This window comes from Agromyces sp. NPDC004153 (assembly GCF_053603635.1).
The window spans coordinates 2137701-2163131 of sequence record NZ_JBSGFY010000001.1; the positions used below are offsets into that span (position 1 = coordinate 2137701).

A 25431-nucleotide genomic window follows, 5' to 3' on the forward strand; every position below is an offset into this window, starting at 1 on the left:
CTGCTCAACTGAGCTGCGTCTTCTCCACCCACTCGAGGTACTCCTCGGTGACGGTGCCGGTGACGTAGTCCCCGGTGAAGCACGACAGGTCGAGCCGGTCGATCGACGTGCCCTGCGTGATCGCCGCCTGCAGGTCCTCGACCTCCTGGTAGATCATGTGGTCGGCGCCGAGCTCCCGCGCGATCTCGGGGATCTTGCGCCCGTGGGCGATGAGCTCCTGCCGGCTCGGCATGTTGATGCCGTAGACGTGGGGGAACCGCACCGGGGGAGCGGCCGACGTGAACGTGACCTTGTTGGCGCCGGCGGCGCGGGCCATCTCGACGATCTGCTGCGACGTGGTGCCGCGCACGATCGAGTCGTCGACGATGAGCACGTTCTTGCCCTTGAACTCGGTGCCCATGGCGTTGAGCTTCTGGCGCACCGAGCGCTTGCGCTGCGCCTGCCCGGGCATGATGAACGTGCGGCCGACGTAGCGGTTCTTGTAGAAGCCCTCGCGGTACTCGATGCCGAGCTTCTGCGCCACCTGCATGGCCGCGGGGCGAGACGAATCGGGGATGGGCATGACGACGTCGACGTCGCCCTTGTCCATGTGCGTGGCGATGGTGTCGGCGAGCCGGTCGCCCATACGCAGGCGCGCTTCGTACACCGAGATGCCGTTCATCACGGAGTCGGGACGGGCGAGGTACACGTACTCGAACGAGCACGGCACGAGCCGCGGATCGCGGGCGCACTGTCGCGAGATCATCTGCCCGTCGAGCGTGATGAAGATCGCCTCGCCGGGCTCCACGTCGCGAACGACCTCGTAGTCGCCGTTCTCGAGCACGAGCGACTCGGACGCCACGATCCACTCGGTCTCGCCGGCATCCGACACCCGCTTGCCGAGGATGAGCGGACGGATGCCGAACGGGTCGCGGAAGGCGAGCAGCCCGTGGCCGGCGATCAGCGCGATGACCGCGTAGGAGCCCTCGACGCGCTCGTGCACCTGCGACACGGCCTGGAACACCTGGTCGGGGTCGAGCTCGAGGCCCGTGATCTGCCCCTGCAGCTCGGTGGCGAGCACGTTGAGCAGCATCTCGGTGTCGCTCGTGGAGTTCACGTGCCGACGGTCGATGGAGAACAGGTCGTTCGAGAGCTCGCGCGTGTTCGTGAGGTTGCCGTTGTGCACGAGGATGATGCCGTACGGCGCGTTCACGTAGAACGGCTGGGCCTCCTCCTCGCGCTCGGCGGCGCCCTTGGTGGTGTAGCGCACGTGGCCGAGGCCGATGTTGCCGAGCAGCGAGCGCATGTCGCGGGTGCGGAACGCCTCGCGCACCTGCCCGCGCGCCTTCGTCATGTGGAAGACGGGGCCGTCGGCGGTCGCGATGCCGGTGGAGTCCTGGCCGCGGTGCTGCAGGAGGAGGAGGCTGTCGTAGATCTGCTGGTTGACGGGCTCGGTGGAGACGATGCCGACGATGCCGCACATGCGAGCGATGGCTCCTCGGGGGTGGAGGTGAAGCGTCCGAGCTGGACATTCCATCCTCCCACACCCGCGCGTGTGAGCCGGCTGAGCGGATGCCGCTGCTCACCTGAGCACGGGCGAGCGAATCGGATGCCGCGGCTCACCTGAGCGCGAGCTGGAGCCCTGCGCTCGCGGCGGCCGATCAACCTAGCCCGTCCGCGGCATCCGTGGGTCGGATTCTTCGGTTCCGCGCCGATCTTCGTGGATCTCCACGAACTCGCTCTGCACCTCTCCCCCCGAACGAGGCACGTGTGACACGCTCTCGGGCATTCCGTTCACCGCGGCCCCGGTGCACCGGAACATGGGGGATCGGGCCGCTCCGCATCAGAGAGGATGCATCGTTCATGAGACTCACCTCACTCCGCGCCGGCATCGCCGGCGCCGCGCTCGTCGCCTGCGGCCTGCTCGCGACGCCGACCGCGGCGCTCGCCGCGCCGCCCACCTCGTCGCCGGGCGTCGACCACGTCACCGTGCCGTCGAGCGAGGCGGCGGTGGCCGCCGAGTACTGGACGCCCGACCGCATGCGGTCCGCGACGCCGGCCGACGTGCTCGTGGCCGACAGGGTCGCGTCGACGCCGGCTGCGGACGTCGCGAAGGGCGCGCCGGTCACGTACGGCAAGCCCGTTGCCGGCGAAAGCGTGGAGCTGCAGGCGACGGCCGAGGCGCCCGTGTCGAACATCGGCAAGGTGTTCTTCACGTTGAGCGGACGCAACTACGTGTGCTCCGCGAACTCCGTGAGCGCGACCAATGGCAGCGTCGTCTCGACCGCGGGCCACTGCGTCCACAGCGGCAAGGGCAAGTACGCCAGCAAGTGGATCTTCGTGCCCGCCTACGAGAACGGCGCGGCGCCGTACGGCCAGTGGGCGGCCACCTCGTTCTCGGCGCCGACCCAGTGGACGAAGGGCGGCGACCTCACCTACGACACGGCCTTCGTGAAGGTCGGCACGCTGAACGGGCGCACGCTCGCCCAGACCGTCGGCGCCTCGCCGGTCGCGTTCAACCAGGCGCGCGGTCTCGCATACGACGCGTTCGGCTACCCCGCCGCCGCGCCGTTCGACGGGCAGACGTTGCAGTCGTGCTCCGGCACCGCGAGCGCCGACCCCTACGGCCAGACGCAGTCGCAGGGCATCCCCTGCGACATGACCGGCGGCTCGTCGGGCGGCCCCTGGTTCCTGTCGTCGGGCGCGCAGAACTCGCTCAACAGCTTCGGGTACAACAACATCCCGAACGTGATGTTCGGGCCGTACTACGGCTCGGTCGCGCAGTCCGCGTACGCCGCGGCAGCGGCTTCGTAGTCGCCGACCCGACCCGACCCGGCGCCCCCGTGACTCCTTCCGGCACGGGGGCGTCGTCGTGTGCAGCGGATGCCGCAGCTCACGTGAGCGCGAGCGGGGTCACTTCCGGAGCCGCGGTCGCCATCCGCGCGTCGACACCGCGAGCTCGTTCCACGCGTTCACCGACACGATCAGCGCCAGGATGGCCGCGAGCTCGTCGGGCGACCAGTGCTCGGCGGCCGCGGCCCAGACCGCTTCGGGCACGTGGGTCTCCGAGAGGCGCGTCACCGAGTCGACGAGCCCGAGCGCGGCGCGCTCGCGTGCGGTGAAGAAGTTCGACTCCGGCCAGACCGCGATGGCGTGGACGCGCTGCTCGGGCTCGCCGGCCGCGCGGGCGTCCCGGGAGTGCAGGTCGACGCAGTAGGAGCATCCGTTCAGCTGTGATGCGCGCAGTCGCACGAGCTCGCGGATGCCGGCGCCGAGCCCCGCGCGATCGGCCTCCGCCTCGGCGGCGTCGTCGAGCGCGCTCACGGCGCGGGCGAACGCGGGTGCGACCCCGTCGAAGTCGAGGCGGCGGACCGGGACGACGTAGGCGTCGGGCGCAGCGTCGGCGGTGGGCGTGGGGGTGGTGGCGGGCGTGGTGGCGGCATCGGTGATGGTCATGTCTCGACGCTACGGATCGGCCCTGCTGCTGGTACCGTCCAATCCCATGGCGATCGATTGGGCCGATTCCGGATTGGACCTGCACCTCGTCGTCGACCGCACCCGCAAGGTCGCGTCGCTCGAAGACGGCCTCCGTGACGCGATCGCCTCCGGACGGCTCGCGCCGGGGACGCGCCTGCCCCCGAGCCGCACGCTCGCCACCGACCTCGGCATCGCACGCAACAGCGTCGCCGAGGTCTACGGACGGCTCGTCGGCGAGGGACGTCTGGAGGCGCGCGTCGGCGCCGGCACCTGGGTCGCCGACCGACCGACGTCGAGGCCGGCGGCGACGATCGCTCCCGTCCACCGGTCGACGAGGTTCGACCTCGACCTGCGCGGTGGACTCCCCGACGGATCCGCCTTCCCGCGCACCGCATGGGCCGCGGCGACTCACCGCGCGCTGTCGGCGGCGTCGACGGCGGCGCTCGGCTACGCCCCGACGGAGGGCGTGGAGCCGCTCCGCACCGCCCTGGCGGGGTACCTCGCGCGCACGCGCGGGGTCGACGCCGCGCCCGACGCCGTGGTCGTCACCCACGGATTCGGAGAGCTCATCGGCCTCGTCGCGCGCGCCGTCGCGGGTCGAGGCGGCACGCGGATCGCGATCGAGGGATACGGGCACGCGTCCCACCGCGACGTGCTCGTCGCGGCCGGTCTCGAGCTCGTGCCCGTGCCCGTCGACGTCGACGGCCTCGTGATCGAAGGACTCGGCGCGGCATCCGTGGACGCCGTGCTGCTGACGCCGGCACACCAGTTCCCGACCGGGGTGCCGCTCTCGGCCTCACGGCGTGCCGACCTCGTGCGCTGGGCGGAGCGCAGCGGCGGGCTCGTGATCGAGGACGACTACGACGGCGAGTACCGATTCGACCGGCGGGCCATCGGCGCCCTCCAGGCCCTCGCCCCCGAGCACGTCGTCTACGGCGGCACCGCGAGCAAGTCCCTCTCGCCCGCCCTCGGCATCGGCTGGGGCGTCATCCCGCCGACGTGGCTCGACGACGTGCTCGCGGAACGGCGATGGTCGGGCACTGCGACCGACGCGATCACGCAGCTGACACTCGCGGCGTTCCTCGAGGCCGGCGAGTACGACCGCACCGTGCGCACGCTCCGGCTGTCGTACCGCGCGCGGCGCGAGCGGTTCGAGGAGGTCGTGGCGGCCGGGGTACCCGATGCACGCGTGCGCGGACTCGCCGCCGGCCTGCACTGCCTGCTCGAGCTCCCCGCCGGGATCGCGGAGGCGGACGTCTCCGCCGCGGCGGCGGCCCGCGGCCTGCGGGTCGACGGACTCGCGGCATACGCCGCGGATCCGACGCTGGCCGGAGGTCGGCCGCCGAGCATGGTGGTCGGGTTCGGCGCCCCGCCCCCGCACCGGTTCGAGGAGGCGCTGGCCGAGGTGGTGCGGGCGATCGAGGTGGCGCGCGTCGGCTGAGCCCTACCGCGCGTACCGCTCGACGAAGTTGCGCAGCATCCGCCGCGGATGCTCGACCGGCGCCCGGCTCGACGCGGCGATGGTCGCATCGACCTCGTCGTCGGCGAAGTAGCCGTAGCCGCCATAGGCGTGGATTCGCAGGATGATGCCCTCGAGGTCGAGCTCGGGGTGGAACTGCGTCGCGTACACGTTGCGGCCGACCCGGAACATCTGCACCGGGCACGTCGGCGACGAGGCGAGCAGCGCCGCCGTCGACGGCAGCTGCCGGATCGCCTCCTTGTGCCCGACGAAGGCGTTGAACAGGCGGGGCATGCCGGCCAGGATCGGGTCGGATGCCCCGGCATCCGTCAGCGTCACCGGGACGACGCCGATCGGCTCGGAGTACCTGCGATCGAGCGAGCCGCCCTGGTGCAGGCCGAGCGGGCCGACGCCGTAGCAGGCGCCGAGGAACGGGAAGTCCCGGGCCACGACCTCGTCGAGCAGGGCGGCGAACTCCGCCTCGACGCGGTGCTGCGCCGCCGACTTCCGTTCGGGCGGGTCGGACGCGTTGAACGGCCCACCGCCGACGAAGATGCCCGACAGCGCATCGAGGTCGAGGTGCGGCATCGGCTCCGCCTCGAGCCGCACCCGGATGAGGTCGCGCTCGTCGAGCCCGGAGTAGCGCAGGAACAGCGCGTACTCCGCGTCGGCGGGCAGGTCCTCCGCGCGCGTGGCGAGGAGGACGAATGGCTTCACGGGGACCACGATATTCTCGCGGCCCCGCCGCTGTCAGTACTCGGCTGTCAGTACTCGGCCGTCAGTACTCCGCTGTCAGTACTCCGACGGCCGCGGGAGCACCGCCATGGTGCAGCGCGAGACGCAGACGAGGCGTCCCCGCTCGTCGGTGATGCGGATGTCCCACACCTGCGTCGTCCGCCCGCGGGAGATCTGCCGCGCCTCCCCGAGGACCCACCCCTCGGCGACCGGACGCACGTGGTTCGCGTTGATCTCCATGCCCACGCAGTAGTACGAGTCGGGGTCGACCGTGAACGTCGAGCCCCAGCTGGCAAGGGTCTCGGCGAAGGCGACGGATGCCCCGCCGTGCAGCACCCCGCCCGGCTGGCGCGTCCGCCCGTCGACGGGCATCCTGCCCTTCAGCGCGTCCTCGGTCAGCTCCGTCAGCTCGATGCCGAGGGTGTCGAGGAGGGTGCCCTCGCGACGGGAGGTCGCCCAGTCGAGTGAGGGTTCGCCGAACCAGATGCTCATGCGGTCGAGTCTTGCAGACCAGCGCCTGCCAGGCTGCATGATGGTCTCCATGCCTGACCCGAAGGGTGCCGTCGGCGTCGACGGCAATGCCCGCGCCGCGCTCCTCGCCCGGCGCGACCTCGTCGTCGACCTCGCACGCGTGGCGTGCATCCTCCTCGTCGTCGTCATCCACCTGCTGATGATCGGCGTCGGCCTCGACGAGTCGGGCGCGATCGTGGTCTCCCGGCCGCTCGAGGCGCAGCCGTGGTTCGACGCCGCGACGTGGGTCGGGCAGGTCATGCCGCTGTTCTTCGCGCTCGGCGGGTTCACCGCGCTCACGTCGTGGCGCAGCATGCAGCGACGCGGCGGCTCGGCCGCCGACTTCGTGCGGGCCCGCACCATGCGGCTCGCCACGCCGGCGCTCGTGCTGTTCGCGTTCTTCGCCGTCGTGCTCGGCGCGGCGACCCTGGCCGGTGTCGACCCGGCCCTGCTCGAGACGGTCGCCGCGGGCGTCGGGACGCCGCTCTGGTTCCTCGCGGCGTTCCTGCTCGTACAGTGCCTCGTGCCGCTCCTGGCGGGGCTGCACGCCCGTGCTCCGAAGCGCACGCTCGCGCTCCTCGCGCTCACGGCGTTCGCCGTCGACGGCGCGCGCGTCGCGACCGGCATCGACGAGATCGGGCTGCTCAACCTCGTCTTCGCCTGGGGCTTCGTGCAGCAGCTGGGCTTCTGGTACGCCGACGGGTGGTTCCGCCGGAACACCGTCCCGCGCCTGGTCGCCCTCGCCGCGCTCGCGTACCTGCTCATCTGGGCCGGCGTCTCGGCCGGCTGGTACTCGCCCGACATGCTCACGAACCTGAACCCGCCGACCGTGCCGCTGATGCTGCTCGGCGTCGCGCAGGTCTCGCTCCTCACGGTGATGCATGCGCCGCTCGCGCGACTCATGGAGACGAGGGCCGCGCAGGCGGTCGTCTTCGCCGTCGGCGGCCGCGCCATGACGGTCTACCTCTGGCACCTCCCGGTGATCGTCGCGCTCGCTGGGCTGTCGCTCCTCGTCCCGGGCGCGGCGCCCGAGCCGGGCAGCGCGGCGTGGTGGGCCAGTCGTCCTGTCGTCCTCGTCGCCGTGCTGGCGGTCGTGTGGGCGGTCTCGCTCCCACTGGGCCGGTTCGAGCGGGTCTCGACGGCGATCCCCGACGGCTTCCGCCGTCCGGCGACCTGGGCGATCGCGGCCGCGGTCGTGCTCGCGTTCATCCCGCCGTTCACGGTGATGCAGTGGTTCCTCGACCTGCAGCTCGCCCTGGTCGGCACCGTGCTGCTCGCGGCATCCGTGGTGCTGGTGCGCCCGCGCCGCCGAGCCCCGTCGCCGACCTGAGCTACGCGAGCTCGGCGATGATCGGGTGGATCGCGTCGTCGAACGCCGAGGCATCCGATCGCAGCGTGTCGGTGACCGCGACGGTCATCGCACCGATCCACCACACGCCCTGCGTGGCGAGTGGCACGACCTCGACGTTGAGCTCGAACGAGTGCGCCCGGCGGCCCACCTCGCGCTCGTGCTCGGCGATGGTGCCGGCGTACGCGCGGTAGGAGTCGCCGCGCCGGGACGCCGACGCCGTGCGGTAGTTCTGGTGCGCCCAGTCGGCCCAGGCCCGCGCGGCCTCGGCGTGGGGCACGATCGCGGCGGCGAGGATCTCGGCGTCCGAGACCGGCAGCGCCACCTCGGTGCCGTAGGCGTCCACGAGCTCGAGCGGCACGGGCGACGGATGCACCTCGGGCTCGACCGTCATGGCCCACCACGCACGCCACTGGCGCTCGAGCAGGTCGTGGTCGTCCATCTCGAGTCTCGCTCCGACGGGGCCGACATCACGCAGTCGCGGAAGCTCGACGGGCGAGGCGATGCCGAGCACCTCGCGCAGGTAGAGGGCGAGCAGGACCGAGCGAGATGCGTTCTCGCGAATCACCCACGATGGCGTGCCCCCCGCGCTCATGGGGGCATTGTACGCCGGGCACCTCCGGCCGGCGGGTAGCCTTGACGGGTGACCGACGCGAATTCCTCCTATGCCGCCGCCGGTGTCGACACCCGGGCCGGCGACCTGGCCGTCGAACTCATGAAGGAGGCCGTCGCCGCGACCCACGGACCCGGCGTCCTCGGCGGGGTCGGCGGCTTCGCCGGCCTCTACGACCTCTCGTTCGCGAAGGACTACGCGCGGCCGCTGCTCGCGACCTCGACCGACGGCGTCGGCACGAAGATCGCGATCGCGCAGGCCCTCGACCGGCACGACACGATCGGCCAGGACCTCGTCGGCATGGTCGTCGACGACATCGTCGTGGTGGGTGCGAAGCCCCTCTTCATGACCGACTACATCGCCTGCGGCAAGGTCGTGCCCGAGCGGATCGCCGCGATCGTCACGGGCATCGCGCGCGCCTGCGCCGAGACTGGCACCGCGCTCGTCGGCGGCGAGACGGCCGAACATCCCGGCCTCATGGGCGTCGACGACTACGACGTGGCCGGCGCCGCGGTCGGCGTCGTCGAGGCCGACCGCCTGCTCGGTGCCGAGCGCGTGCGCGACGGCGACGTCGTCATCGCGATCGCCTCGAGCGGCCTGCACTCCAACGGCTTCTCGCTCGTGCGGCACATCCTCGCGAACGCCGGCCTGACCTACACGGATGCCGCGCCAGAACTGGGCACCACGTGGGGCGAGGCGCTGCTCGAGCCGACGCGGCTCTACACGGGCCCGCTCGTGCGCCTCCTCGAGGACGAGCGGCTCGGGGCATCCGTGCACTCGCTCTCGCACGTGACCGGCGGCGGCATCGCGGCGAACCTCGCGCGCGTGCTGCCGCGCGGCTCGTGGGTCGAGCTCGACCGGTCGACGTGGTCGCCCGCCCCGGTCTTCCGTGTGCTGAACGACCTCGCGGGCACCACGCTCGAGTCGACCGAGGGCACCTGGAACCTCGGCATCGGCTTCTTCGCGGTCGTGGCAGCGGATGCCGCGTCCGACGTCGTGGCCGCCCTCGATGCGCTCGGGCTGCCCGCGTGGCCGGCCGGCACCGTCACCATCGGCGACCGCGACCTCGACGGGTTCGAGCAGGGCGCCAAGGGCGTCGACGGCGGCGCCGTGCGACTCGTGGGCACCTACGCGGACTGACCGATGCGTGCGGCGGTCTCGATCGGCATCACCGGGCGCACGGATGCCGCGACGGTCCGCACGCTCGCGGCCCTGATCGAGCGGCTGGGGTTCCACGCCCTGTGGATCAACGACATCCCCGGCGGCGACTCGCTCGCCGGACTCCGCGTCGCGGCGGACGCGACCACGACGCTCGGCCTCGCGACCGGCGTGATCCCGCTCGATCGTCGCCCGGTCGACACGCTCGACCTCGGCGGACTTCCGGCCGACCGCACGGTGCTCGGCATCGGGTCGGGCGGGGCGCGGCATCCGCTCGCCCTCGTACGCGACGGCATCGCCGCGCTGCGGCAGGCGACGGATGCAGCGGTCGTCGTCGGCGCGCTCGGACCCCGCATGCGTCGGCTCGCCGCCGAGGAGGCCGACGGCGTGCTGCTCAATTGGCTCACGCCCGACGTAGCGGCGGAGGCGACCGCCGAGCTGCGGCGCGACGCGGGCGATCGGACGGCGCGCAGCATCCTGTACGTGCGCACCGTCGCCGAGGAGGCGGCGCGGCCAGCGCTCGAGTCGGAGGCCCGGCGCTACGAGACGGTGCCGTCGTACGCCGCGAACTTCGAGCGGGCCGGGATCCGCGCGATCGACGCGACGGTCGACGACGCGGCTCGCCTCGGCGCGTTCGACGTCGTCGACGAGGTCGTGCTGCGCGCGATCACGGCCACCGGGTCGGTCGCCGAACTCGAGCGGTTCGCCGAGACGACGGCGCGCTGGCGCGACAACGTGACGTGACGGGTCGACACGACCCGAGGGTGCACGAACAGCCCGCGGAAGACGCCTCAGGAGACGAGTCGCCGACTCAGCGGCGGGAGGTGATCCGCGGGGATGCTGCGACGTCGCTCGCGCTCAGGCGCGTTGCTCGTCGCCCGTGACGTAGGTGTCGTCGTCGTCGGCGTACTCCGACCATTTCGACATCTCGTCATCGTGCTCGTCATGGTGCGAGTTGGTGAGCTCGCGCTCAAGCGCCGAATAGTCGGTGTTCGGGCTGAAGTACTTCAGCTCCCGAGCGACCTTGGTGTGCTTGGCTTTCTGACGGCCGCGCCCCATGCGTGACCCCCTTACGACGTCTGGCCGGGTGGGATGGTCGTCACCCGGCGCTCTCTGATAGATGAAATTCGTCCGACTGCCAGTTTAGCACCGCGGATCGGGCTCGGTCGGCGGTGGTGCACAACGTCGTGACCGCCCGTCAGGACGGGGGATCGACGTGCACGAGCACACAGGATCACGTGCTGAGATGGTCTCCGTGATGTCGGACCCTGAACGCGTGAAGGTCGTGGTGATCGGCGCCGGGCAGGCCGGCCTCTCCGTCGCCTACTACCTGCGTCGGTTCCAGCTCGTCGCCGACGAGGACTTCGTCATGCTCGACCGTGCGCCGGGGCCCGGCGGGGCGTGGCAGCACCGCTGGTCCTCGCTGCGACTCGGCACCGCGCACCGCGTCAACGACCTGCCCGGCCTGGCCGAGCTCGGCCTGAGCTTCGACACGGCCGATCGCACGCTGCCCGCGAAGGAGGTCGTCGCCGACTACTACGGTCGGTTCGAGCAGCACTTCGACCTGCGCGTGCGGCGTCCGATGAACGTCCGCTCGGTCGTCAACGACGGCGCCGACCTGCTCGTGAGCTACGAGGATCTCTCTCCCCAGCCGATCGAGGAGCTGAAGGCGCGCGGCTTCTTCGGGCGCCGCCGACGCACGTACGAGGAGCCCGAGACGCCGCGCCATGGGATCGCCACGCAGTTCCTCGTGAACGCGACCGGCACCTGGGGCGCGCCGTTCGTGCCGTACTACCCCGGCATGTCCGACTTCGCCGGGCGGCACGTGCACACGTCCGACTACGTCGACGCCGAGGACTTCCGCGACCAGCACGTGGTCGTGGTGGGAGGCGGCACGTCGGCCATCGGCTTCATGCTCGAGCTCGAGGAGGTCGCGGCTGGGCTCACCTGGGTCTCACGACGGCCGATCGACTGGCTCGACCGCCAGGAGCTCGACCTCGAGGGGGCGTCCGCCGCGGTCGCCCGGCAGGACGAGGCCGCGCGATCGGGCCGCGCCCTGCCCTCGGTCGTGAGTGGCACGGGCGTGCCGAAGAGCCGCCGCATCGCCGCGGGCATCGACCGCGGGCTCCTCGTCGCCCGCCCGATGTTCCACCGCATCGAGCCCGACCGCGTCGTCTGGGACGGTGACGCGGGCGGCATGGCGCGCGCCGACGCGATCATCTGGGCGACGGGCTTCCGCCCCGAGCTGCGCCACCTCGCGGCGCTGCGACTGCGCGAGAAGGCCGGCGGCGTCACGGTCGGACAGGGCGCGTCGTGGAACGACCCGCGCATCTTCCTCGCGGGCTACGGGCCGCAGGCGTCGACGATCGGCGCGAACCGCGCGGGCCGCATGATCGCGCGCCAGATCATGGCGATGCTCTAGTCGCCCTCGCGGGCACGCCGGCCGAACGTGCCCGCCGTCAGCGTCTCGTACGACGAGCGCACGACCCGCTCGAGCACGTCGAGGTCGACCTGCTCGAGGTCCTTGATGTAGAGGCATCCGACGCCCGTGGTGTGCGGGCCGAGCTGCCCGAGCTCGTCGGCGTGCGCGGCGATGCCGTCGTTGAGGTAGATCGTGGTCGAGGGCTTGCGCGGTGCGAATCCGGCGCCGGGCGCGTCGCCCTGGCGGCCGCTGTCGTAGTGGTAGTGGTAGGTGCCGAACCCGATGATGCCCGAGTAGGCGATCCGCGCGGGCTGTCGGGTGGCGCGCGACATGAGCTCGACGAGCGTCTCGGCGTCGCGCCGCCGCACCGGGTTCTGGACGGACTCGATGAGCGCTCGGACCTCGGGGTCGACGTCGGCCATGCGCGGAGTCTACCGGCGCCCAGCCCCGGTCGGCTTCTCGTTCGCGGGCGCGCGGCGGGGGACCGGGCGCACGGGCTCGCCGCGGCGGTCCTGGCCGGGCAGCGGGCGCGAGCGGCGTCCGTAGATCAGGTCCGACGAGTCGAGCAGCCACGGCACCAGTGCGACCGTCACGCCGTGCACGAGCATGAGCTTCTGGCGGATGCGGCGGGCCTTGTGGTTGTGCAGCAGGTTCTCCCACCAGTGGCCCACGATGTACTGCGGCATGTAGACCGTGATCACCTCGGAGCCGTGCTCGGCGCGGTGCTGCTTGATGTACTGGATGAGCGGGTAGCTCAGGTCGCGGTACGGCGACGACAGGATGCGCAGCTTCACGTGGATGTTCTGCTTCACCCAGTCCTTCTTGAGCTGCTTGGTCTGCGCCTCGTCGAGCGACACGTGCACGGCCTCGAGCGTGTCGTGGCGGGCCGCGATGGCGTAGTCGAGCGCCTTCAGCGTGGGCTTCTGCATGCGGCCGACGAGCACGATCGCGTGGTCGCCCTCGGCGCCGAAGGTCGTGGTCGGGTCGGGCTCGATCTCCTTCTCGACGTCGCGGTAGTAGCGGTGCACGCCCAGCATGAGGAAGAACAGGATCGGCATCATCACGAACACGATCCACGCGCCGTGGGTGAACTTCGTGACCGTGACGACGATGAGCACGACCGCGGTCATGGCCGCGCCGATCGCGTTGATCACGAGCGCGCGCATGATCGCGCCCCGTGAGAGCGGCGGGGCACTGTCGGCCTGCGCGGCCGGGCGCTTCGGCGTGCCCTTCGCCGGATGGCGCCGCCGCGACAGCTCGCGCAGCCAATGGCGCACCATGCCCGTCTGCCCGATCGTGAACGACACGAACACGCCGATGATGTAGAGCTGGATGAGCACCGTGAGGTTCGCCTGGAAGATCACGAGGATCGCGATCGCCACGAGCGCGAGGATGATCACGCCGTTCGAGTAGATCAGGCGGTCGCCGCGCGTCGAGAGCGACTTCGGCGCGTAGCCGTCGCGCGCCAGCACCGACCCGAGCAGCGGGAACCCGTTGAACGCGGTGTTCGCCGCGAGCAGCAGCACGAGCGCGGTCGCGGCCTGGATCACGTAGAACGGGAACGAGTCGCCGCCGAAGGTCGCCGCGGCGACCTGCGCCATGAGGCTCGGCTGCGGCTCGGTGGCGCACTCCGCCCAGCCGATGAGGTGGCATGGATCCTCGGCGTAGTGCACGTTCGAGATGAGGGCCATCGCCGTGAGGCCCGAGAAGAGGATGATCGCGATGCCGCCCATCGCGACGAGGGTCGCCTGCGCGTTGCGGATCTTGGGGAGGCGGAATGCGGGCACGCCGTTCGAGATCGCCTCGACGCCGGTGAGTGCGGAGCATCCGCTCGCGAAGGAGCGCAGCAGCAGCAGGATGACCGCTGCCTGCGTGAGCGACTCGGCCTGCACGCCGTAGGCGGCCGACTCGGCCACGGGCGGGTCGCCGAGCGCGGTGCGCGTGAGGCCCACGACGATCATGATGAAGACGCTGCCGATGAACAGGTAGGTCGGGATCGCGAACGCCTTCGACGACTCGCTGACCCCGCGCAGGTTCACGGCCGCGAGGATGATGACGAACACGATCGCGAGCTCGACGCGGAACGGATTCAGTTCGGGGATCGCCGAGATGATGTTGTCGACGCCCGAGGCGACCGACACGACGACCGTCATGACGTAGTCGACGAGCAGGGCGGATGCCACGACGAGGCCGGCCTTCTCGCCGAGGTTTCGGTGCGCGACCTCGTAGTCGCCACCGCCCGACGGATAGGCGCGGATGAGCTGGCGGTAGCTCGCCACGACCGTGACGAGCAGCACGACGACCGCGAGCGCGACCCACGGCGTGAACGACAGGAACGCGAGCCCGCCGACGAGCAGGATCATCACGAGCTCCTGCGGCGCGTACGCCACGGAGGAGAGCGGGTCGCTCGCGAAGATCGGGAGCGCGAAGCGCTTCGGGAGCAGTTGGCCCTCGAGATGCTCGGTGGGGAGCGGTTCGCCGATGATCCAGTGCTTCGCCGACTTCAACTCGGCGGGTGCCGACTTGGATTCGTCCGACCTGGGTTCAGCCGACCTGGGTTCAGCGGGGGAGTCCGCCTCGTTCATCACGGCGGTCGACACTACACCCGCGGCGGCGCAAGTCAAGTCGGCGTTTCAGCGGGTGCGCGGTTCAACGATTCAGCGCGTGATCAGGTACATGGCCGCCGCCGCCGCGAGCCCCAGGGCGAGGGTCACGGCGACGTTGAGGATCGCCGCGCGCCAGCGGCCGCCGTCGAGCAGCTCGACGGTCTCGACGGTCCAGGTGCTGAAGGTCGTGAGGCCGCCGCAGAAGCCCGTCACGAGGATGAGCCGGAGGTCGCCGTCGAGCGCCGCGCGCTCGGCGAGGCCGATGAGCGCGCCCGCGACGCCCGAGCCGACGACGTTGACGATGAGGATGCCGCCGGGCAGGTGCCCGGGGCGAACCGGAAGGGCGCGCGACAGCGCGTACCGCAGCAGGGCGCCGCCCGCGCCCGCGAGGAGCACGGCGACCACGACGACCGGGGTCAGGCCGCCCGTCACAGGGTCTCTCCGGCATCCGTGATCTCGGTGGGCATCGGCCGGTGCGCGATGAGCGAGCCGATGCGCAGGCCCGCCGCCGCGAGGCCGAGCCCGCCGACGACGGACACGAGGAGGTAGAGCGCCGCCAGCCAGGCCTCGCCCGCACCCGTGAGCACGATGAGCGAGGCCATGACGGCCGAGAGGGTCGTGAACGATCCGATGACGCCCGACCCGAGGCCCGCCTTGAACCAGGTGGGCGTGGTCGGCCGCGTCCAGAGGCCGCCGACGAGCCAGCCCAGCACGAACGCGCCCACGAGGTTCACGATGAGCGTCTCGACGGGGAAGTCGCCGTCGCCGTGGGGGAACGCCAGGTCGCATGCGAGCCGAAGGCCGGTGCCGATGAGGCCGCCGACGGCGACCGCGAGGTAGGCGAGCACCCCTGAAGGCTACGCCCGCACGGGGGCCAGCTCGACGACCCAGTCGTTCAGCCGATGCACGTGGCCGGGCGTGAGCTCGACATCGGCCTCGCGCACGAGCGTGAAGCCCGCCTTGCGGCACACGGCGTTGGACGCGGGATTGTCGACCCGCGGATAGGCGTGCACCGGCAACGTGTCGCCGTAGGCGCGCGCCCACTCGAGCATGGCGATGACCGCCGCGGGCGCGATGCCCTGTCCGCGGTACTCCGCCTCGACCGACCAGCCCGCCTCGAGCACCCGCTCGCCGTCCTCCTCGCGGTCCCAGTATCCGACGATGCCGACGCCCTCGGGGTGGTCGGGCGTGGCGATGCGGAACTGGTGGGCCGTGCCCTCGCGCTGCAGCCGGAGGTACCGCTCGTGCCGCGCGAGCACCTGCTCGTCGTTCTCGGGGCCGCCGAGCTGGTCCATGAGCTCGTGGGTGTTGGCCCGGCGCAGCAGGTCGAGGTCGTCGGGCGACCAGGGGTGGAGCGTGACATCCGTCATGCCACCATCACAGCACCGGCCCCCGACACGGCGCGAGGCCGTGCGGGGGCGGCGTCAGCGCTCGACGAGCGACGCGAGCACGTCGGCGCGCACCTGCGCGAGCCGGGCCTTCAGCAGCCCCACCGAGTCGGCAGTAACGGCGCCGCGGTGGGCGTGCGTGCGCAGGTCGGTGCGCAGCTGCTGCCGGAACTCGTTGAGCACCAGGTCGGCCTCGTGCACGGCGCGGCTCGTGTCGGTGCCGTAGCCCGGCACGTTCGACGCGGCGCTCGCCGAGGTGCTCGTCGCGGCGCGCTTCGCCTCGCGGGCGGCGCTCGCGAGCTCGGCGCGCAGCGAGCGCATGGCGTCGTTCACCTCGGCGCGCACGCCGTCGGCGAGGCGTCGCACCGAGTCGGTGAGGTCGTCCTCGATGGCGTCGAGGTCGTTGCGGCGGGAGTCGACCTCGGCGCGCCCGGCGGCCGTGATCTCGTAGACGGTCTTGCGGCCGTCGGCGGTCTTCGTGACGAGCCCCTCCTCTTCGAGCTTCGCGAGGCGCGGGTAGATCGTGCCGGCGCTGGGGCTGTAGGTGCCGCCGAACCGGTCGGAGAGCGCCTGGATGAGCTCGTAGCCGTGACGGGGCTGCTCCTCGAGCAGCGCGAGCAGGTAGAGGCGCAGGTTGCCGTGGGCGAAGACCGGCGGGGTCATGCCGGGGCCTCGCCGTCGCCCGCGCCCGTGCCGGCCGCGGCGCTCGCCGCACCCGCCGTCGCCGGCGCCTCGCGACGCATGATCGAGATGCTGCCCGACACGCTGTTCGCGCCGAGGTCGAGCCACTTGCCGGCGAGCTCGCCGACGGTGCGCTCGAAGCCCTTGCCGAGCATGCCCTTCACCGTCATGTCGTCGAGGAGCACCGTGCCGCCGACGGTGTTGATGCGGTAGCGTGCGCCCGAGCCGGGCTCGAAGCGCACCGTGAGGTCGCCCGACACGGTGTTGCTGTCGATGCGGCTCGGCGTGCTGAACGCGTCGACGATCATGTTGCCCGCGACCGTGTCGGCGTTGAACGAGACGATGTCGCCGGTCGCGACCACGTCGCCCGACACGGTGTGCGCGGTGATGCGGCCCGTGTGGTTGCCGGCCGAGAGCTCGCCCGACACGCTCGAGAGCTCGATGTCGCCCTCGTGGCTGTCGACGACCACGTCGCCGGAGACGGTGCTGAACCGGGCGTCGCCCGCGAAGCCCGACACGAGCGCGTCGCCCGAGACCACGCCGAGCTTCAGCGCGACGCTGCGCGGGGCGAGGATCGACACCTCGGCCTTGGCGCTGCCCACGAAGCCCTTGAACGCCTCGAGGAAGTTGTCCCACCGCAGCTGCGGGTGGTCGATCTCGAGGGAGTCGCCGTCGATCGAGACCATGAGGTCCTTGCCGGTGACGCCCGAGACCTCGATGCGCGCGCCGGGCTCGTCGTGGGCGATCACGTCGACCTTGCCGCCGATCAGGCTCACCTTGAGCTTACGGACGAGTTCGAGGTCGATGACCCGGGAGTCGCCGGGTGAGATGACCCACTTCTCGATGGCCATGGTGTGTCTCCTTCTTTCGCGATATATCGCGTTTGTGATGAGATCACGATATATCGCGTTTGGCGCGAATGCAAGCGATCGGATGCCGCAGCGCTTGACATTGACGCGGCGTCAACCTTTACCGTGGTCGACATGGACACGGAAACGAGGGTCGCCGACTGGTCGATCCAGGAGATCGCGAAGGTCGCCGGGACGACGAGCCGCACGCTGCGGCACTACGACGACATCGGGTTGCTGCCGCCGACGCGCATCGGCGGCAACGGCTACCGCTACTACGACGACGACGCGCTCGTGCGGCTGCAGCGCATCATGCTGCTGCGCGACCTCGGGCTCGGGCTTCCCGCGATCGCGGAGGTGCTCGATCGCGAGGCCGACGCCGAGCGCGCCCTGCGACGCCACCTCGAGTGGCTGCGCGAGGAACAGGACCGGCTGGCGCGGCAGATCGCGTCGGTCGAACGCACCATCGGAGCACTGGAGGGAGGTGAACGACTCATGGCAGAGCAGATGTTCGACGGCTTCGACCACACGCAGTACCGGGACGAGGTCGAGGAGCGCTGGGGCAAGGACGCGTACGCGAAGGGCGACGCGTGGTGGCGCTCGATGAGCGCCGACGAGAAGGCCGCATGGCAGCAGCGCGCAGCGCAGCTCGGCAGCGATTGGATCGCGGCGCACGAGCGGGGCGTCGACCCCGCCGGCGACGAGGCGCAGGCCCTGGCCCAGCGCCAGTTCGACTGGCTCCGCGGCATCCCCGGCACGCCCGGCGGCGGCGCGGAGGGCCCCTCGAAGGAGTACTTCCTCGGCCTCGCCGAGATGTACGTCGCAGACCCGCGCTTCGGCGCGAACTACGGCGGCCAGGCGGGCGCCGAGTTCGTGCGCGACGCGATGACCGCGTACGCCGAGCGCAACCTGTAGCGCCCCCGGTCGTCGAGGAGCGCCGCGCGGAGCGCGACGCGTATCGAGACGCAGCATGTCGGTCTCGATACGCGTCGGCCTGCGGCCGGCGCTACTCGACCACCGGGTGGTGCGGCCGGCGTTACTCGACCACCGGAACGGCACCGGTTCGTGCAGGGCGCCGTGCCCGTCCTCGCCGCGCCGGAACGCGATCCGCCGGCATCCGGCCCGAGCCCCGGATCGCGAAGAGCGGGATCGTGTACCCGCACAGCGGGCCGATGAGCAGCGCGAAGGCGAGCGTGCCGATGCCGACGTTGCCGCCGAGCAGCCAGCCTGCGGCGAGCACGATGACCTCGATGCCCGTGCGCACGATCCAGATCTTCCAGCCGGTCACTCGGTGCAGGCCCGTCATGAGGCCGTCGCGCGGGCCGGGACCGAAGTGCGCCCCGATGTAGAGGCCGGTCGCGATGGCGAGCACCACGATGCCCGCGGGCAGCAGCAGCGCGCGCACCCACAGGTCGAGCCCCGGCGGGATGAGCCACAGGCCGAGGTCGGCGAACGGGCCGACGAGGAGCGCGTTCATGACCGTGCCGAAGCCGGGCTTCTGGCGGATCGGGATCCAGAGCAGCAGCACGACGCCGCTCGTGATGATCGTGATGAGGCCGAAGTTGAGGCCGGTCTGCTTCGCGATGCCCTGCGTCAGCACGTCCCACGGGGCGACGCCGAGCTCGCCGCGCACGATGAGCGCGATGCCGATGCCGTAGAGGAACAGCCCGACGAAGAGCTGCACGAATCGGCGGACGAGCACGGGCGCGGGATCGGTCGGTCGGCGAAGCATGTCCCAATCCAATTCCATGATTGGCCTTCTCGTATAGAGCCAATTCGGGTAAAGTGGCCTTATGGCCGACCTCGCGCTGACCGCGCGTTCCCTCGAGCTCCTCCTCGGCGACTGGCGTGGACCCGGCAGCGCCTACGAGGCGCTCGCCGAGCGCATCCGCCTGCTCATCGTCGACGGGCGCATCGCCGTCGACACCCGCCTGCCCGCCGAACGCGACCTCGCCGAGCGACTCGGGCTCAGCCGCACGACGGTGACCGCCGCCTATCGGCACCTGCGCGAGCAGGGCAACCTGCACAGCGTGCGCGGATCCGGCAGTGTCGCTCGCCTGACGGGTGCGCCCGCCATCCTGCCCGCGCCACCCGAGGCCGAGTACATCGACTTCTCCAAGGCCGCGCCGCCCGCGCTGCCGTGGCTGCCCGAGATCGCCCGGCAGGCCGTCGAAGACCTCCCCGCGCACCTCTTCGACGCCGGCTTCGATCCGATCGGCACCCCGGCGCTGCGGCAGGCGATCGCCGACCGCTACACCGCCCGCGGGCTGGCGACGACCCCCGACCAGATCATGGTGACGATCGGCGCGCAGCACGCGATCGCGCTGCTGTCCCGGGCGCTCATCGGCCGCGGCGACCGCGCGGTCACCGAGGTGCCGATCTACCCGCACGCCTACGAGGCGCTCCGGGCAGCGGGCGCCCGGCTCGTTCCCGTGCCCGTCTCGCCGCACGACCTGGGCGACGACATCGACGACCGTGAGGAGACCGCGGGCCTCGTGCAGGCCATCCGGCACTCCAACCCGGTCATGGCCTACGTCATCCCCGACTTCCAGAACCCGACGGGCCGCACCATGAGCCGGGTGTCGCGGGCGCGCGTGCTCGACGCGGCTGCACGCCAGGGCACGGTCGTCGTCGCCGACGAGACCACCGCCGAGCTCTCGATCGACCGGCCGGGACACTTCCCGCCCATGGCAGCAGATGGGCCGGCCGTGCTCATCGGCTCGGTCGGCAAGACCGTCTGGGGCGGGCTGCGCGTCGGCTGGATCCGCGCCGAGCGCCCGCTCATCCGCCGCCTGCTCGCGGTGCGCTCGCCCGGCGACCTCGGCACGCCGATCCTCGAGCAGCTCATCGTCACGCGGCTCATGCCGCGCATGGACGAGATCCTCGGGATGCGGCGCGAGCAGCTGCGCGCCGGCCGCGACCGCCTCGAGGAGCTCGTCGCCCTCCACCTGCCCGAGTGGGAGGTGCCGCACGTCGACGGCGGCATCGTCACGTGGATCGGCCTGGGCGCCCCGGTGAGCTCGCAGCTCGCGCTCGCCGCCCGCCGCGAGGGCCTCATCGTCGCGGCCGGGCCGCGGTTCGGCATCGACGGCGCGTTCGAGCGCTTCCTGCGCCTGCCCGTCTGCTACTCCCCCGAGACGACGGATGCCGCGGTGCAGGCGCTCGCCCGCGCCTGGCGCTCGCTCGGGCACGTGCCGGTCGGCGAACCCGAGCCCGAGCTGCTCGCGTCGGTCGTCTGACGACCGAGCCTCGGGCCATCGAGGGCCTGAGATGGTGCGGAGCGGCGGGCGGGTGTCTCCGCCGCCCCGCACCTGGCCGCGTTTCAGATCGCGGCCGGGGCCGCGCGCGTCGGGTCGCTGCGCGGCCTGGGAGGGGTGGGGTCCGGCGCTGGGGGCGGTGCACCGGACTCCACCCGGTCAACGTCGCATCGGGGACCTCCCGCTGCGGAGCTCGGGGGCGCCGTGCTCGACGGCGGCGTGGCGGAGGACGCGGGGGCGGCGCATCACGTGATGCGCATCGGCGGTCGATCGCGGCATGACCCGGTCCTCCTGACTGGCTGGTGGGGATTCGCTCCCGCGCAGGGAGCATGGCCGTCTGCGCCTGCATCAGGGCAGGCGGAGCGGACCCCGATCAGTCAGGGGTGGTGTCGGTGCCGAACACCGGCGACGACGGCAGTTCGTCGTCGACCGAGTTCAGCACCAGCGACGCGAGTGCGTCGAGGCCGAACGCGGCGAGCATCGCGTCCGAGGCTCCGGATGCCCCGGCCGAGCCGGCACCTGCGCCGGATCCACCGGTGCCCGCGCCGCCGCCCGCCGCGGGCGAACCCGACGCGGCCGGGCCGCTCGGCGTGCCGCCGGCGGGCAGGATCGCGCCCACAGCGTCGTCGGGAACGTTCGCGTCGGCGGGGACGCCGGGGTCGCCGACCGACCAGGCGATCGGCCCGCTGACGTCCTCGTCGGCTTTCGCTCCGAAGGCCGACGTCGCGGCCGCCGTCGGCGTCTCGGTCTTCGTCGGCGTCACGTCCGTCGTCGGCGTCACGACCGTCGTCGGCGTCACGTCCGTCTCGACGAGGCCGGGTGGCACGTCGCCCGTCGTCACGGGGTGGACCGGGAGGGCGTCGACCGCAGGCGCCGCGGGCGCCGCGGGCACGTGCGCGACCGTGGGAGGGTCGGTGGGCTTCGGGGCGCGTCCGGGCGGTTCGACCGGCTGCGGCGCCGTCGTGTCCTGGGGAGTCGCCGCGCTCGTCGGGGCGGGAGCGCCGTTCGAGGCGGGCGGGGTGCGGCCGGCGGGCTTGCCCGTCGATGCCGGCTGGGCATCGGGTGGGGGCGCCGTCGCGGCCGTGGGCACCGACGCGCTCGGCGATGGCGGCGCGGCGTGATCGGCCGGCGTGTCGGCGAGACCGGGCGGGGCGGTGGTGTCGGGTCGGGCCGGCGGAGTCGCCTTCCCCGCGGCCGGGGTGTCGACTGGTGCGGAGACGGCCCGCCCCTCCGAACTCCGCGACGTCGAGGACGTGTCGGCGGCGGGGGCGGCATGCTCCCCCGGTGCCTCGGGCGCGGGCGCGGGCGGTTCGGGCGCGGGCGAAGGCGGTCCGGGCGCGGGCGACGGCGGTTCGACCGCGAGCGTAGGCGGTTCGGGCGCGGGCGCGGGTGGTTCGGGCGCGGGCGCTTCGACCTCGGGCGCGGGCGCTTCGACCTCGGGCGCGGGCGCTTCGACCTCGGGCGCGGGCGTGGCCGCGGTCGCGGCATCCGTCGCCGCATCGGGCGGAGTCTCCTCGGCGGACGCCGCATGCGCGGAGGAGAACAGGCTGAACGCGAGCCAGATCGCGGCGGCGATGACCCCCAGCAGGGCGAGGCGGAGCCACGGCATCGGCCGCGCGGCATCCGCTGTGGTCATCGTGCTCACCCCCCGTTGCACTTCGACGGTACTCCCGGACGGCGAGTGCGGTCCAGCGTCGGACGGGCGGGATTCCCAGCATCCCGTGACATTCGCGCGATCATGCCCCTGCGAGAATCAGGGGCATGCACCTGCTTGCCGCGCTCAGCATGAAGAACCGCGCGCTCATCGCCCTCGTGACCGTGGTCGTCGCCATCTTCGGCGGCATCGCGCTGACGAACCTCAAGCAGGAGCTCGCCCCGTCGATCGAGTTCCCCCAGCTGTCGATCGTGACGGCGTACCCGGGCGCGTCGCCCGATGTCGTCAACACGGATGTCTCGACGCCGATCGAGACCGCGATCCAGGGCATCACGGGGCTCGAGTCCACCTCGACCACGAGCTCGACGGGCCTCTCCCGCGTCACCGCGAGCTTCACGTACGGCACCGACCTCGCGTTCGCCGAGCAGAAGCTGCTCTCGGCCGTGAACCGCATCGCGAACCAGCTGCCCGAGGACGTCGACCCGCGGGTCCTCGCGCTGAGCCTCGACGACTTCCCGGTCATCGTCGTGGCCGTGACCGGCGCCGACGACGTCAGCGCGCTCTCCGACGAGATCACGCGCACCACGCTCGGCGAGCTCAACGACCTCGACGGCGTGCGCGAGGCGACGCTCATCGGGGACGTCGGGCAGCGCGTCACGATCACGCCCGACCCCGCCGCGCTCGCTGCGCGCGGGCTGACCCAGCAGGCGATTCGCGACGCGCTGACGCAGAACGGCCTCCTCGTGCCCGCCGGCACCATCACCGAGGACGACTCGACGTTCGCCGTGCAGACCGGCCAGGTGCTCGCCGACGTCGACGACATCGCCGCGCTGCCGCTGCTCGGCACCCCGGCCGTCCCGGGGCCGGCGACGACCATCGACGACGTGGCATCCGTGGAGCTCACCGACAACCCGGTCACGAGCATCTCGCGCGTCAACGGCGAACCCGCGCTCTCGATCTCGGTCACCAAGCTGCCGGCGGCCAACACGGTCGACGTGTCGAACGAGGTGCGCGCGATCCTGCCCGACCTCGAATCGTCGCTCGACACGACGAACCCCGGTGCCACGTTCACCGTCGTGTTCGACCAGGCGCCGTACATCCAGCAGTCGATCGAGTCGCTCGCGACCGAGGGCATGCTCGGCCTGCTCTTCGCGGTGCTCGTGATCCTCGTGTTCCTGCTGTCGATCCGCGCGACGCTCGTGACCGCGATCTCGATCCCGACGTCGGTGCTCATCACGTTCATCGGGCTGCATGCCGCCGACTACACGCTGAACATCCTCACGCTCGGCGCGCTCACGATCGCCATCGGCCGCGTGGTCGACGACTCGATCGTCGTGATCGAGAACATCAAGCGCCACCTCGTCGAGGGCGTCGACAAGGCCACGACGATCGTGCACGCCGTGCGCGAGGTCGCCGGCGCGATCACGGCGTCGACGATCACGACGGTCGCGGTGTTCCTGCCGATCGCCCTCGTCGAGGGCGTCACAGGCGAGCTGTTCCGACCGTTCTCGCTGACGATCACGATCGCGCTCCTCGCGTCGCTGCTCGTGTCGCTCACGATCGTCCCGGTGCTCGCCTACTGGTTCCTGAAGCCCGCGAAGCTCCACAAGCACGACGACGTGGGGGAGGCCGCGGCGGCGGCATTCGTCGACGAGTCGGGCCCCGCGGCATCCGTCGACGAGCTCGAGCACCCGTCGCGCCTGCAGCGCGGCTACCTGCCGATCATCGAGTGGACGCTGCGGCACGGCGTCGTCACGCTCGTGATCGCCGGCCTCGTGCTCGTCGGCACGCTCGCGCTCACGCCGTTCATGAAGACCAACTTCCTCGGGTCGTCGGGTCAGAACACGTTCCAGGTCACGCAGGAGCTGCCCGTCGGCACGAGCCTGGAGGCGATGGACGAGGCCTCGAAGCCCGTCGAGCGCACGCTGCTCGACGTCGAGGGCGTCGAGACGGTGCAGACCTCGATCGGCTCGGGCGGGCGGGGCCTCGCCGCCGTGCTCGGCGGCGGGAGCGGCGCCACCATCACGTACTCCGTCACGACCGACGAGAACGCCGACCAGGAGGCGCTGCAGGCCGAGGTGCGCGCCGAGCTCGACGACCTCGGCGACGGCATCGGCGAGATCACCCTCGCGGCATCGAGCGGCTTCGGCGCCTCGAGCGACATCGAGGTCGACGTCACGGCGTCGAACGCCGAGGACCTGGCGGCCGCGACCGACGCGGTGCAGTCCGAGGTCGAGGACCTGGATTCGGTGTCGCAGGTGAGCTCCAACCTCTCGGAGTCGCGCGAGTACATCGCGGTCGAGGTCGATCGAGCGGATGCCGCGGCCGCCGGCTACTCGGAGGTCGCCCTCGGCGGCTTCGTGTCGGCCGCGATGCAGCCGCAGTCGGCCGGTTCGATCGTGATCGACGAGAAGACGCTCACGATCTACCTCGCGAGCGAGGACCCGCCCACCACGGTCGAGGAGCTGTCGGCCCTCCCGGTGCCGACCCGGGCCGGCGTCGTGCAGCTCGACACGCTCGCCACGGTCGAGGAGGTCGACGGCCCGTCGTCGGTCACGACGGTGCAGGGCCTGCGCAGCGCGACGGTGTCCGCGACCCCGAACAGCGACGACCTCGGCACCGCGAGCGCCGAGGTGTCGGCGGCCGTCGACCGCGCCGACCTGCCCGCGGGCGCCAGCGCCTCCATCGGCGGCGTCACGGCCGACCAGCAGGAGTCGTTCTCGCAGCTCGGCCTCGCCCTGCTCGCGGCGATCCTCATCGTCTACATCGTGATGGTGGCGACGTTCCGCTCGCTCCTGCAGCCGTTGCTGCTGCTCGTCTCGGTGCCGTTCGCGGCCACGGGCGCGATCGCCCTGCAGGTCATCACGGGCATCCCGCTCGGCGTCGCGTCGCTCGTCGGCGTGCTCATGCTCATCGGCATCGTGGTGACGAACGCGATCGTGCTCGTCGACCTCGTGAACCAGTACCGCGACCGCGGCCGCACCGTGCGCGACGCGCTGCTGCACGGCGCGTCCCGCCGACTCCGGCCGATCCTGATGACCGCGCTCGCGACGATCTTCGCGCTGCTGCCCATGGCGATCGGGCTCACCGGCCACAGCGGCTTCATCTCGCAGCCCCTCGCGCTCGTCGTGATCGGCGGCCTGGTGTCGTCGACCGCGCTCACGCTCATCGTGCTGCCGGTGCTCTACGACCTCGTCGAGGGCGGGCGCGAGCGGCGCCGGGCGCGGAAGGCGGCGAAGGCGGAGACGGCTGCGGCGGCGGCGGAGCCCGAGCCGATCGCGCCGGTGGCGGAGTAG

The 25431-nt window shown here is 71.9% G+C and carries 24 protein-coding genes; 9 read left to right on the top strand and 15 right to left on the bottom strand.

Going from position 1 to position 25431, the window contains the following annotated elements; all coding sequences use genetic code 11:
• Positions 1-4 precede the first annotated feature (4 nt).
• Positions 5-1462, bottom strand: coding sequence for an amidophosphoribosyltransferase (gene purF, locus ACWEOH_RS10065; protein ID WP_452030532.1), 1458 nt, complete (start codon positions 1460-1462; stop codon positions 5-7).
• A 380-nt stretch (positions 1463-1842) separates the two neighbouring features.
• Here purF and ACWEOH_RS10070 point away from each other — a divergent pair, with 380 nt between their 5' ends.
• Positions 1843-2793 (top strand): trypsin-like serine peptidase, encoded by a 951-nt coding sequence (locus ACWEOH_RS10070; RefSeq protein ID WP_452030534.1) that lies wholly within the window; start codon positions 1843-1845, stop codon positions 2791-2793.
• Positions 2794-2892: 99 nt separating this feature from the next.
• On the opposite strand, the gene ACWEOH_RS10075 is transcribed toward ACWEOH_RS10070, so the two are convergent.
• The gene (locus ACWEOH_RS10075) at positions 2893-3435 is read right to left on the bottom strand and encodes a carboxymuconolactone decarboxylase family protein (RefSeq protein WP_452030535.1); all 543 of its coding nucleotides are present in this window, start codon (positions 3433-3435) and stop codon (positions 2893-2895) included.
• A gap of 46 nt (positions 3436-3481) precedes the next feature.
• Between ACWEOH_RS10075 and pdxR the strand changes: the two genes are divergently transcribed.
• On the top strand, positions 3482-4897 hold the full coding sequence (gene pdxR / locus ACWEOH_RS10080) for a MocR-like pyridoxine biosynthesis transcription factor PdxR (protein WP_452030537.1): 1416 nt from the start codon (positions 3482-3484) through the stop codon (positions 4895-4897).
• 3 nt (positions 4898-4900) lie between these two features.
• Here pdxR and ACWEOH_RS10085 read toward each other — a convergent pair whose 3' ends face one another.
• Both ACWEOH_RS10085 and ACWEOH_RS10090 read right to left on the bottom strand, forming a co-directional pair.
• The gene (locus tag ACWEOH_RS10085) at positions 4901-5632 is read right to left on the bottom strand and encodes a glutamine amidotransferase (protein WP_452030539.1); all 732 of its coding nucleotides are present in this window, start codon (positions 5630-5632) and stop codon (positions 4901-4903) included.
• Between the two features lie 75 nt (positions 5633-5707).
• Positions 5708-6142, bottom strand: a complete 435-nt coding sequence (locus ACWEOH_RS10090; protein WP_452030541.1) for a PaaI family thioesterase — start codon at positions 6140-6142, stop codon at positions 5708-5710.
• A gap of 49 nt (positions 6143-6191) precedes the next feature.
• Here ACWEOH_RS10090 and ACWEOH_RS10095 point away from each other — a divergent pair, with 49 nt between their 5' ends.
• The gene (locus ACWEOH_RS10095) at positions 6192-7490 is read left to right on the top strand and encodes an acyltransferase family protein (protein WP_452030543.1); all 1299 of its coding nucleotides are present in this window, start codon (positions 6192-6194) and stop codon (positions 7488-7490) included.
• 1 nt (position 7491) lies between these two features.
• Here ACWEOH_RS10095 and ACWEOH_RS10100 read toward each other — a convergent pair whose 3' ends face one another.
• Positions 7492-8103, bottom strand: coding sequence for a zinc-binding alcohol dehydrogenase (locus tag ACWEOH_RS10100; RefSeq protein WP_148733343.1), 612 nt, complete (start codon positions 8101-8103; stop codon positions 7492-7494).
• 48 nt (positions 8104-8151) lie between these two features.
• On the opposite strand from ACWEOH_RS10100, the gene purM reads away from it, so the two are divergent.
• Positions 8152-9261, top strand: coding sequence for a phosphoribosylformylglycinamidine cyclo-ligase (gene purM, locus ACWEOH_RS10105; RefSeq protein ID WP_452030545.1), 1110 nt, complete (start codon positions 8152-8154; stop codon positions 9259-9261).
• Positions 9262-9264: 3 nt separating this feature from the next.
• The gene (locus ACWEOH_RS10110; protein WP_452030547.1) at positions 9265-10023 is read left to right on the top strand and encodes an LLM class flavin-dependent oxidoreductase; all 759 of its coding nucleotides are present in this window, start codon (positions 9265-9267) and stop codon (positions 10021-10023) included.
• A gap of 114 nt (positions 10024-10137) precedes the next feature.
• Here ACWEOH_RS10110 and ACWEOH_RS10115 read toward each other — a convergent pair whose 3' ends face one another.
• Complete coding sequence (locus ACWEOH_RS10115) at positions 10138-10338, bottom strand: DUF3073 domain-containing protein (protein WP_148733346.1); 201 nt, start codon at positions 10336-10338, stop codon at positions 10138-10140.
• Positions 10339-10534: 196 nt separating this feature from the next.
• Between ACWEOH_RS10115 and ACWEOH_RS10120 the strand changes: the two genes are divergently transcribed.
• Entirely contained in the window at positions 10535-11701 is a 1167-nt protein-coding gene (locus ACWEOH_RS10120) for an NAD(P)-binding domain-containing protein (protein WP_452030549.1), read from the top strand.
• On the opposite strand, the gene ACWEOH_RS10125 is transcribed toward ACWEOH_RS10120, so the two are convergent.
• From ACWEOH_RS10125 to ACWEOH_RS10155, 7 genes are all read right to left on the bottom strand, one after another.
• Entirely contained in the window at positions 11698-12123 is a 426-nt protein-coding gene (locus ACWEOH_RS10125; RefSeq protein ID WP_452030551.1) for a DUF1801 domain-containing protein, read from the bottom strand. The genes ACWEOH_RS10120 and ACWEOH_RS10125 overlap by 4 nt on opposite strands.
• Positions 12124-12132: 9 nt before the next feature.
• Positions 12133-14187, bottom strand: a complete 2055-nt coding sequence (locus ACWEOH_RS10130) for an APC family permease (RefSeq protein ID WP_452031906.1) — start codon at positions 14185-14187, stop codon at positions 12133-12135.
• A 171-nt stretch (positions 14188-14358) separates the two neighbouring features.
• On the bottom strand, positions 14359-14739 hold the full coding sequence (crcB, locus tag ACWEOH_RS10135) for a fluoride efflux transporter CrcB (RefSeq protein WP_452030553.1): 381 nt from the start codon (positions 14737-14739) through the stop codon (positions 14359-14361).
• On the bottom strand, positions 14736-15155 hold the full coding sequence (locus ACWEOH_RS10140) for a fluoride efflux transporter FluC (protein WP_452030555.1): 420 nt from the start codon (positions 15153-15155) through the stop codon (positions 14736-14738). The genes crcB and ACWEOH_RS10140 overlap by 4 nt, the downstream gene beginning before the upstream one ends.
• Before the next feature lie 9 nt (positions 15156-15164).
• Positions 15165-15677, bottom strand: a complete 513-nt coding sequence (locus ACWEOH_RS10145; protein ID WP_452030557.1) for a GNAT family N-acetyltransferase — start codon at positions 15675-15677, stop codon at positions 15165-15167.
• A 54-nt stretch (positions 15678-15731) separates the two neighbouring features.
• Positions 15732-16358 (bottom strand): PadR family transcriptional regulator, encoded by a 627-nt coding sequence (locus ACWEOH_RS10150; RefSeq protein ID WP_148733351.1) that lies wholly within the window; start codon positions 16356-16358, stop codon positions 15732-15734.
• The gene (locus ACWEOH_RS10155) at positions 16355-17227 is read right to left on the bottom strand and encodes a DUF4097 family beta strand repeat-containing protein (protein WP_452030559.1); all 873 of its coding nucleotides are present in this window, start codon (positions 17225-17227) and stop codon (positions 16355-16357) included. The genes ACWEOH_RS10150 and ACWEOH_RS10155 overlap by 4 nt, the downstream gene beginning before the upstream one ends.
• A gap of 132 nt (positions 17228-17359) precedes the next feature.
• Between ACWEOH_RS10155 and ACWEOH_RS10160 the strand changes: the two genes are divergently transcribed.
• Positions 17360-18139: a MerR family transcriptional regulator gene (locus tag ACWEOH_RS10160; RefSeq protein ID WP_452030561.1), complete on the top strand. Its 780-nt coding sequence runs from the start codon at positions 17360-17362 to the stop codon at positions 18137-18139.
• A 121-nt stretch (positions 18140-18260) separates the two neighbouring features.
• Here the strand turns inward: ACWEOH_RS10160 and yczE are convergent, their stop codons facing one another.
• On the bottom strand, positions 18261-18956 hold the full coding sequence (yczE, locus tag ACWEOH_RS10165) for a membrane protein YczE (protein ID WP_452030563.1): 696 nt from the start codon (positions 18954-18956) through the stop codon (positions 18261-18263).
• 61 nt (positions 18957-19017) lie between these two features.
• On the opposite strand from yczE, the gene yczR reads away from it, so the two are divergent.
• Complete coding sequence (gene yczR, locus ACWEOH_RS10170; RefSeq protein WP_452030564.1) at positions 19018-20463, top strand: MocR-like transcription factor YczR; 1446 nt, start codon at positions 19018-19020, stop codon at positions 20461-20463.
• 391 nt (positions 20464-20854) lie between these two features.
• Here yczR and ACWEOH_RS10175 read toward each other — a convergent pair whose 3' ends face one another.
• Positions 20855-22126, bottom strand: a complete 1272-nt coding sequence (locus ACWEOH_RS10175; RefSeq protein ID WP_452030566.1) for a hypothetical protein — start codon at positions 22124-22126, stop codon at positions 20855-20857.
• A gap of 116 nt (positions 22127-22242) precedes the next feature.
• Here ACWEOH_RS10175 and ACWEOH_RS10180 point away from each other — a divergent pair, with 116 nt between their 5' ends.
• The gene (locus tag ACWEOH_RS10180; protein ID WP_452030568.1) at positions 22243-25431 is read left to right on the top strand and encodes an efflux RND transporter permease subunit; all 3189 of its coding nucleotides are present in this window, start codon (positions 22243-22245) and stop codon (positions 25429-25431) included.

Excerpts from the sequence above, each read along its gene's own strand:
- purF (WP_452030532.1), bottom strand. The coding sequence starts at position 1,462 with ATGTGCGGCATCGTCGGCATCGTCTCCACCGAGCCCGTCAACCAGCAG.
- ACWEOH_RS10070 (WP_452030534.1), top strand. The coding sequence starts at position 1,843 with ATGAGACTCACCTCACTCCGCGCCGGCATCGCCGGCGCCGCGCTCGTC.
- ACWEOH_RS10075 (WP_452030535.1), bottom strand. The coding sequence starts at position 3,435 with ATGACCATCACCGATGCCGCCACCACGCCCGCCACCACCCCCACGCCC.
- pdxR (WP_452030537.1), top strand. The coding sequence starts at position 3,482 with ATGGCGATCGATTGGGCCGATTCCGGATTGGACCTGCACCTCGTCGTC.
- ACWEOH_RS10090 (WP_452030541.1), bottom strand. The coding sequence starts at position 6,142 with ATGAGCATCTGGTTCGGCGAACCCTCACTCGACTGGGCGACCTCCCGT.
- ACWEOH_RS10095 (WP_452030543.1), top strand. The coding sequence starts at position 6,192 with ATGCCTGACCCGAAGGGTGCCGTCGGCGTCGACGGCAATGCCCGCGCC.
- ACWEOH_RS10100 (WP_148733343.1), bottom strand. The coding sequence starts at position 8,103 with ATGAGCGCGGGGGGCACGCCATCGTGGGTGATTCGCGAGAACGCATCT.
- ACWEOH_RS10110 (WP_452030547.1), top strand. The coding sequence starts at position 9,265 with ATGCGTGCGGCGGTCTCGATCGGCATCACCGGGCGCACGGATGCCGCG.
- ACWEOH_RS10115 (WP_148733346.1), bottom strand. The coding sequence starts at position 10,338 with ATGGGGCGCGGCCGTCAGAAAGCCAAGCACACCAAGGTCGCTCGGGAG.
- ACWEOH_RS10125 (WP_452030551.1), bottom strand. The coding sequence starts at position 12,123 with ATGGCCGACGTCGACCCCGAGGTCCGAGCGCTCATCGAGTCCGTCCAG.
- ACWEOH_RS10145 (WP_452030557.1), bottom strand. The coding sequence starts at position 15,677 with ATGACGGATGTCACGCTCCACCCCTGGTCGCCCGACGACCTCGACCTG.
- ACWEOH_RS10150 (WP_148733351.1), bottom strand. The coding sequence starts at position 16,358 with ATGACCCCGCCGGTCTTCGCCCACGGCAACCTGCGCCTCTACCTGCTC.
- ACWEOH_RS10155 (WP_452030559.1), bottom strand. The coding sequence starts at position 17,227 with ATGGCCATCGAGAAGTGGGTCATCTCACCCGGCGACTCCCGGGTCATC.
- ACWEOH_RS10160 (WP_452030561.1), top strand. The coding sequence starts at position 17,360 with ATGGACACGGAAACGAGGGTCGCCGACTGGTCGATCCAGGAGATCGCG.
- yczE (WP_452030563.1), bottom strand. The coding sequence starts at position 18,956 with ATGCTTCGCCGACCGACCGATCCCGCGCCCGTGCTCGTCCGCCGATTC.
- yczR (WP_452030564.1), top strand. The coding sequence starts at position 19,018 with ATGGCCGACCTCGCGCTGACCGCGCGTTCCCTCGAGCTCCTCCTCGGC.
- ACWEOH_RS10180 (WP_452030568.1), top strand. The coding sequence starts at position 22,243 with ATGCACCTGCTTGCCGCGCTCAGCATGAAGAACCGCGCGCTCATCGCC.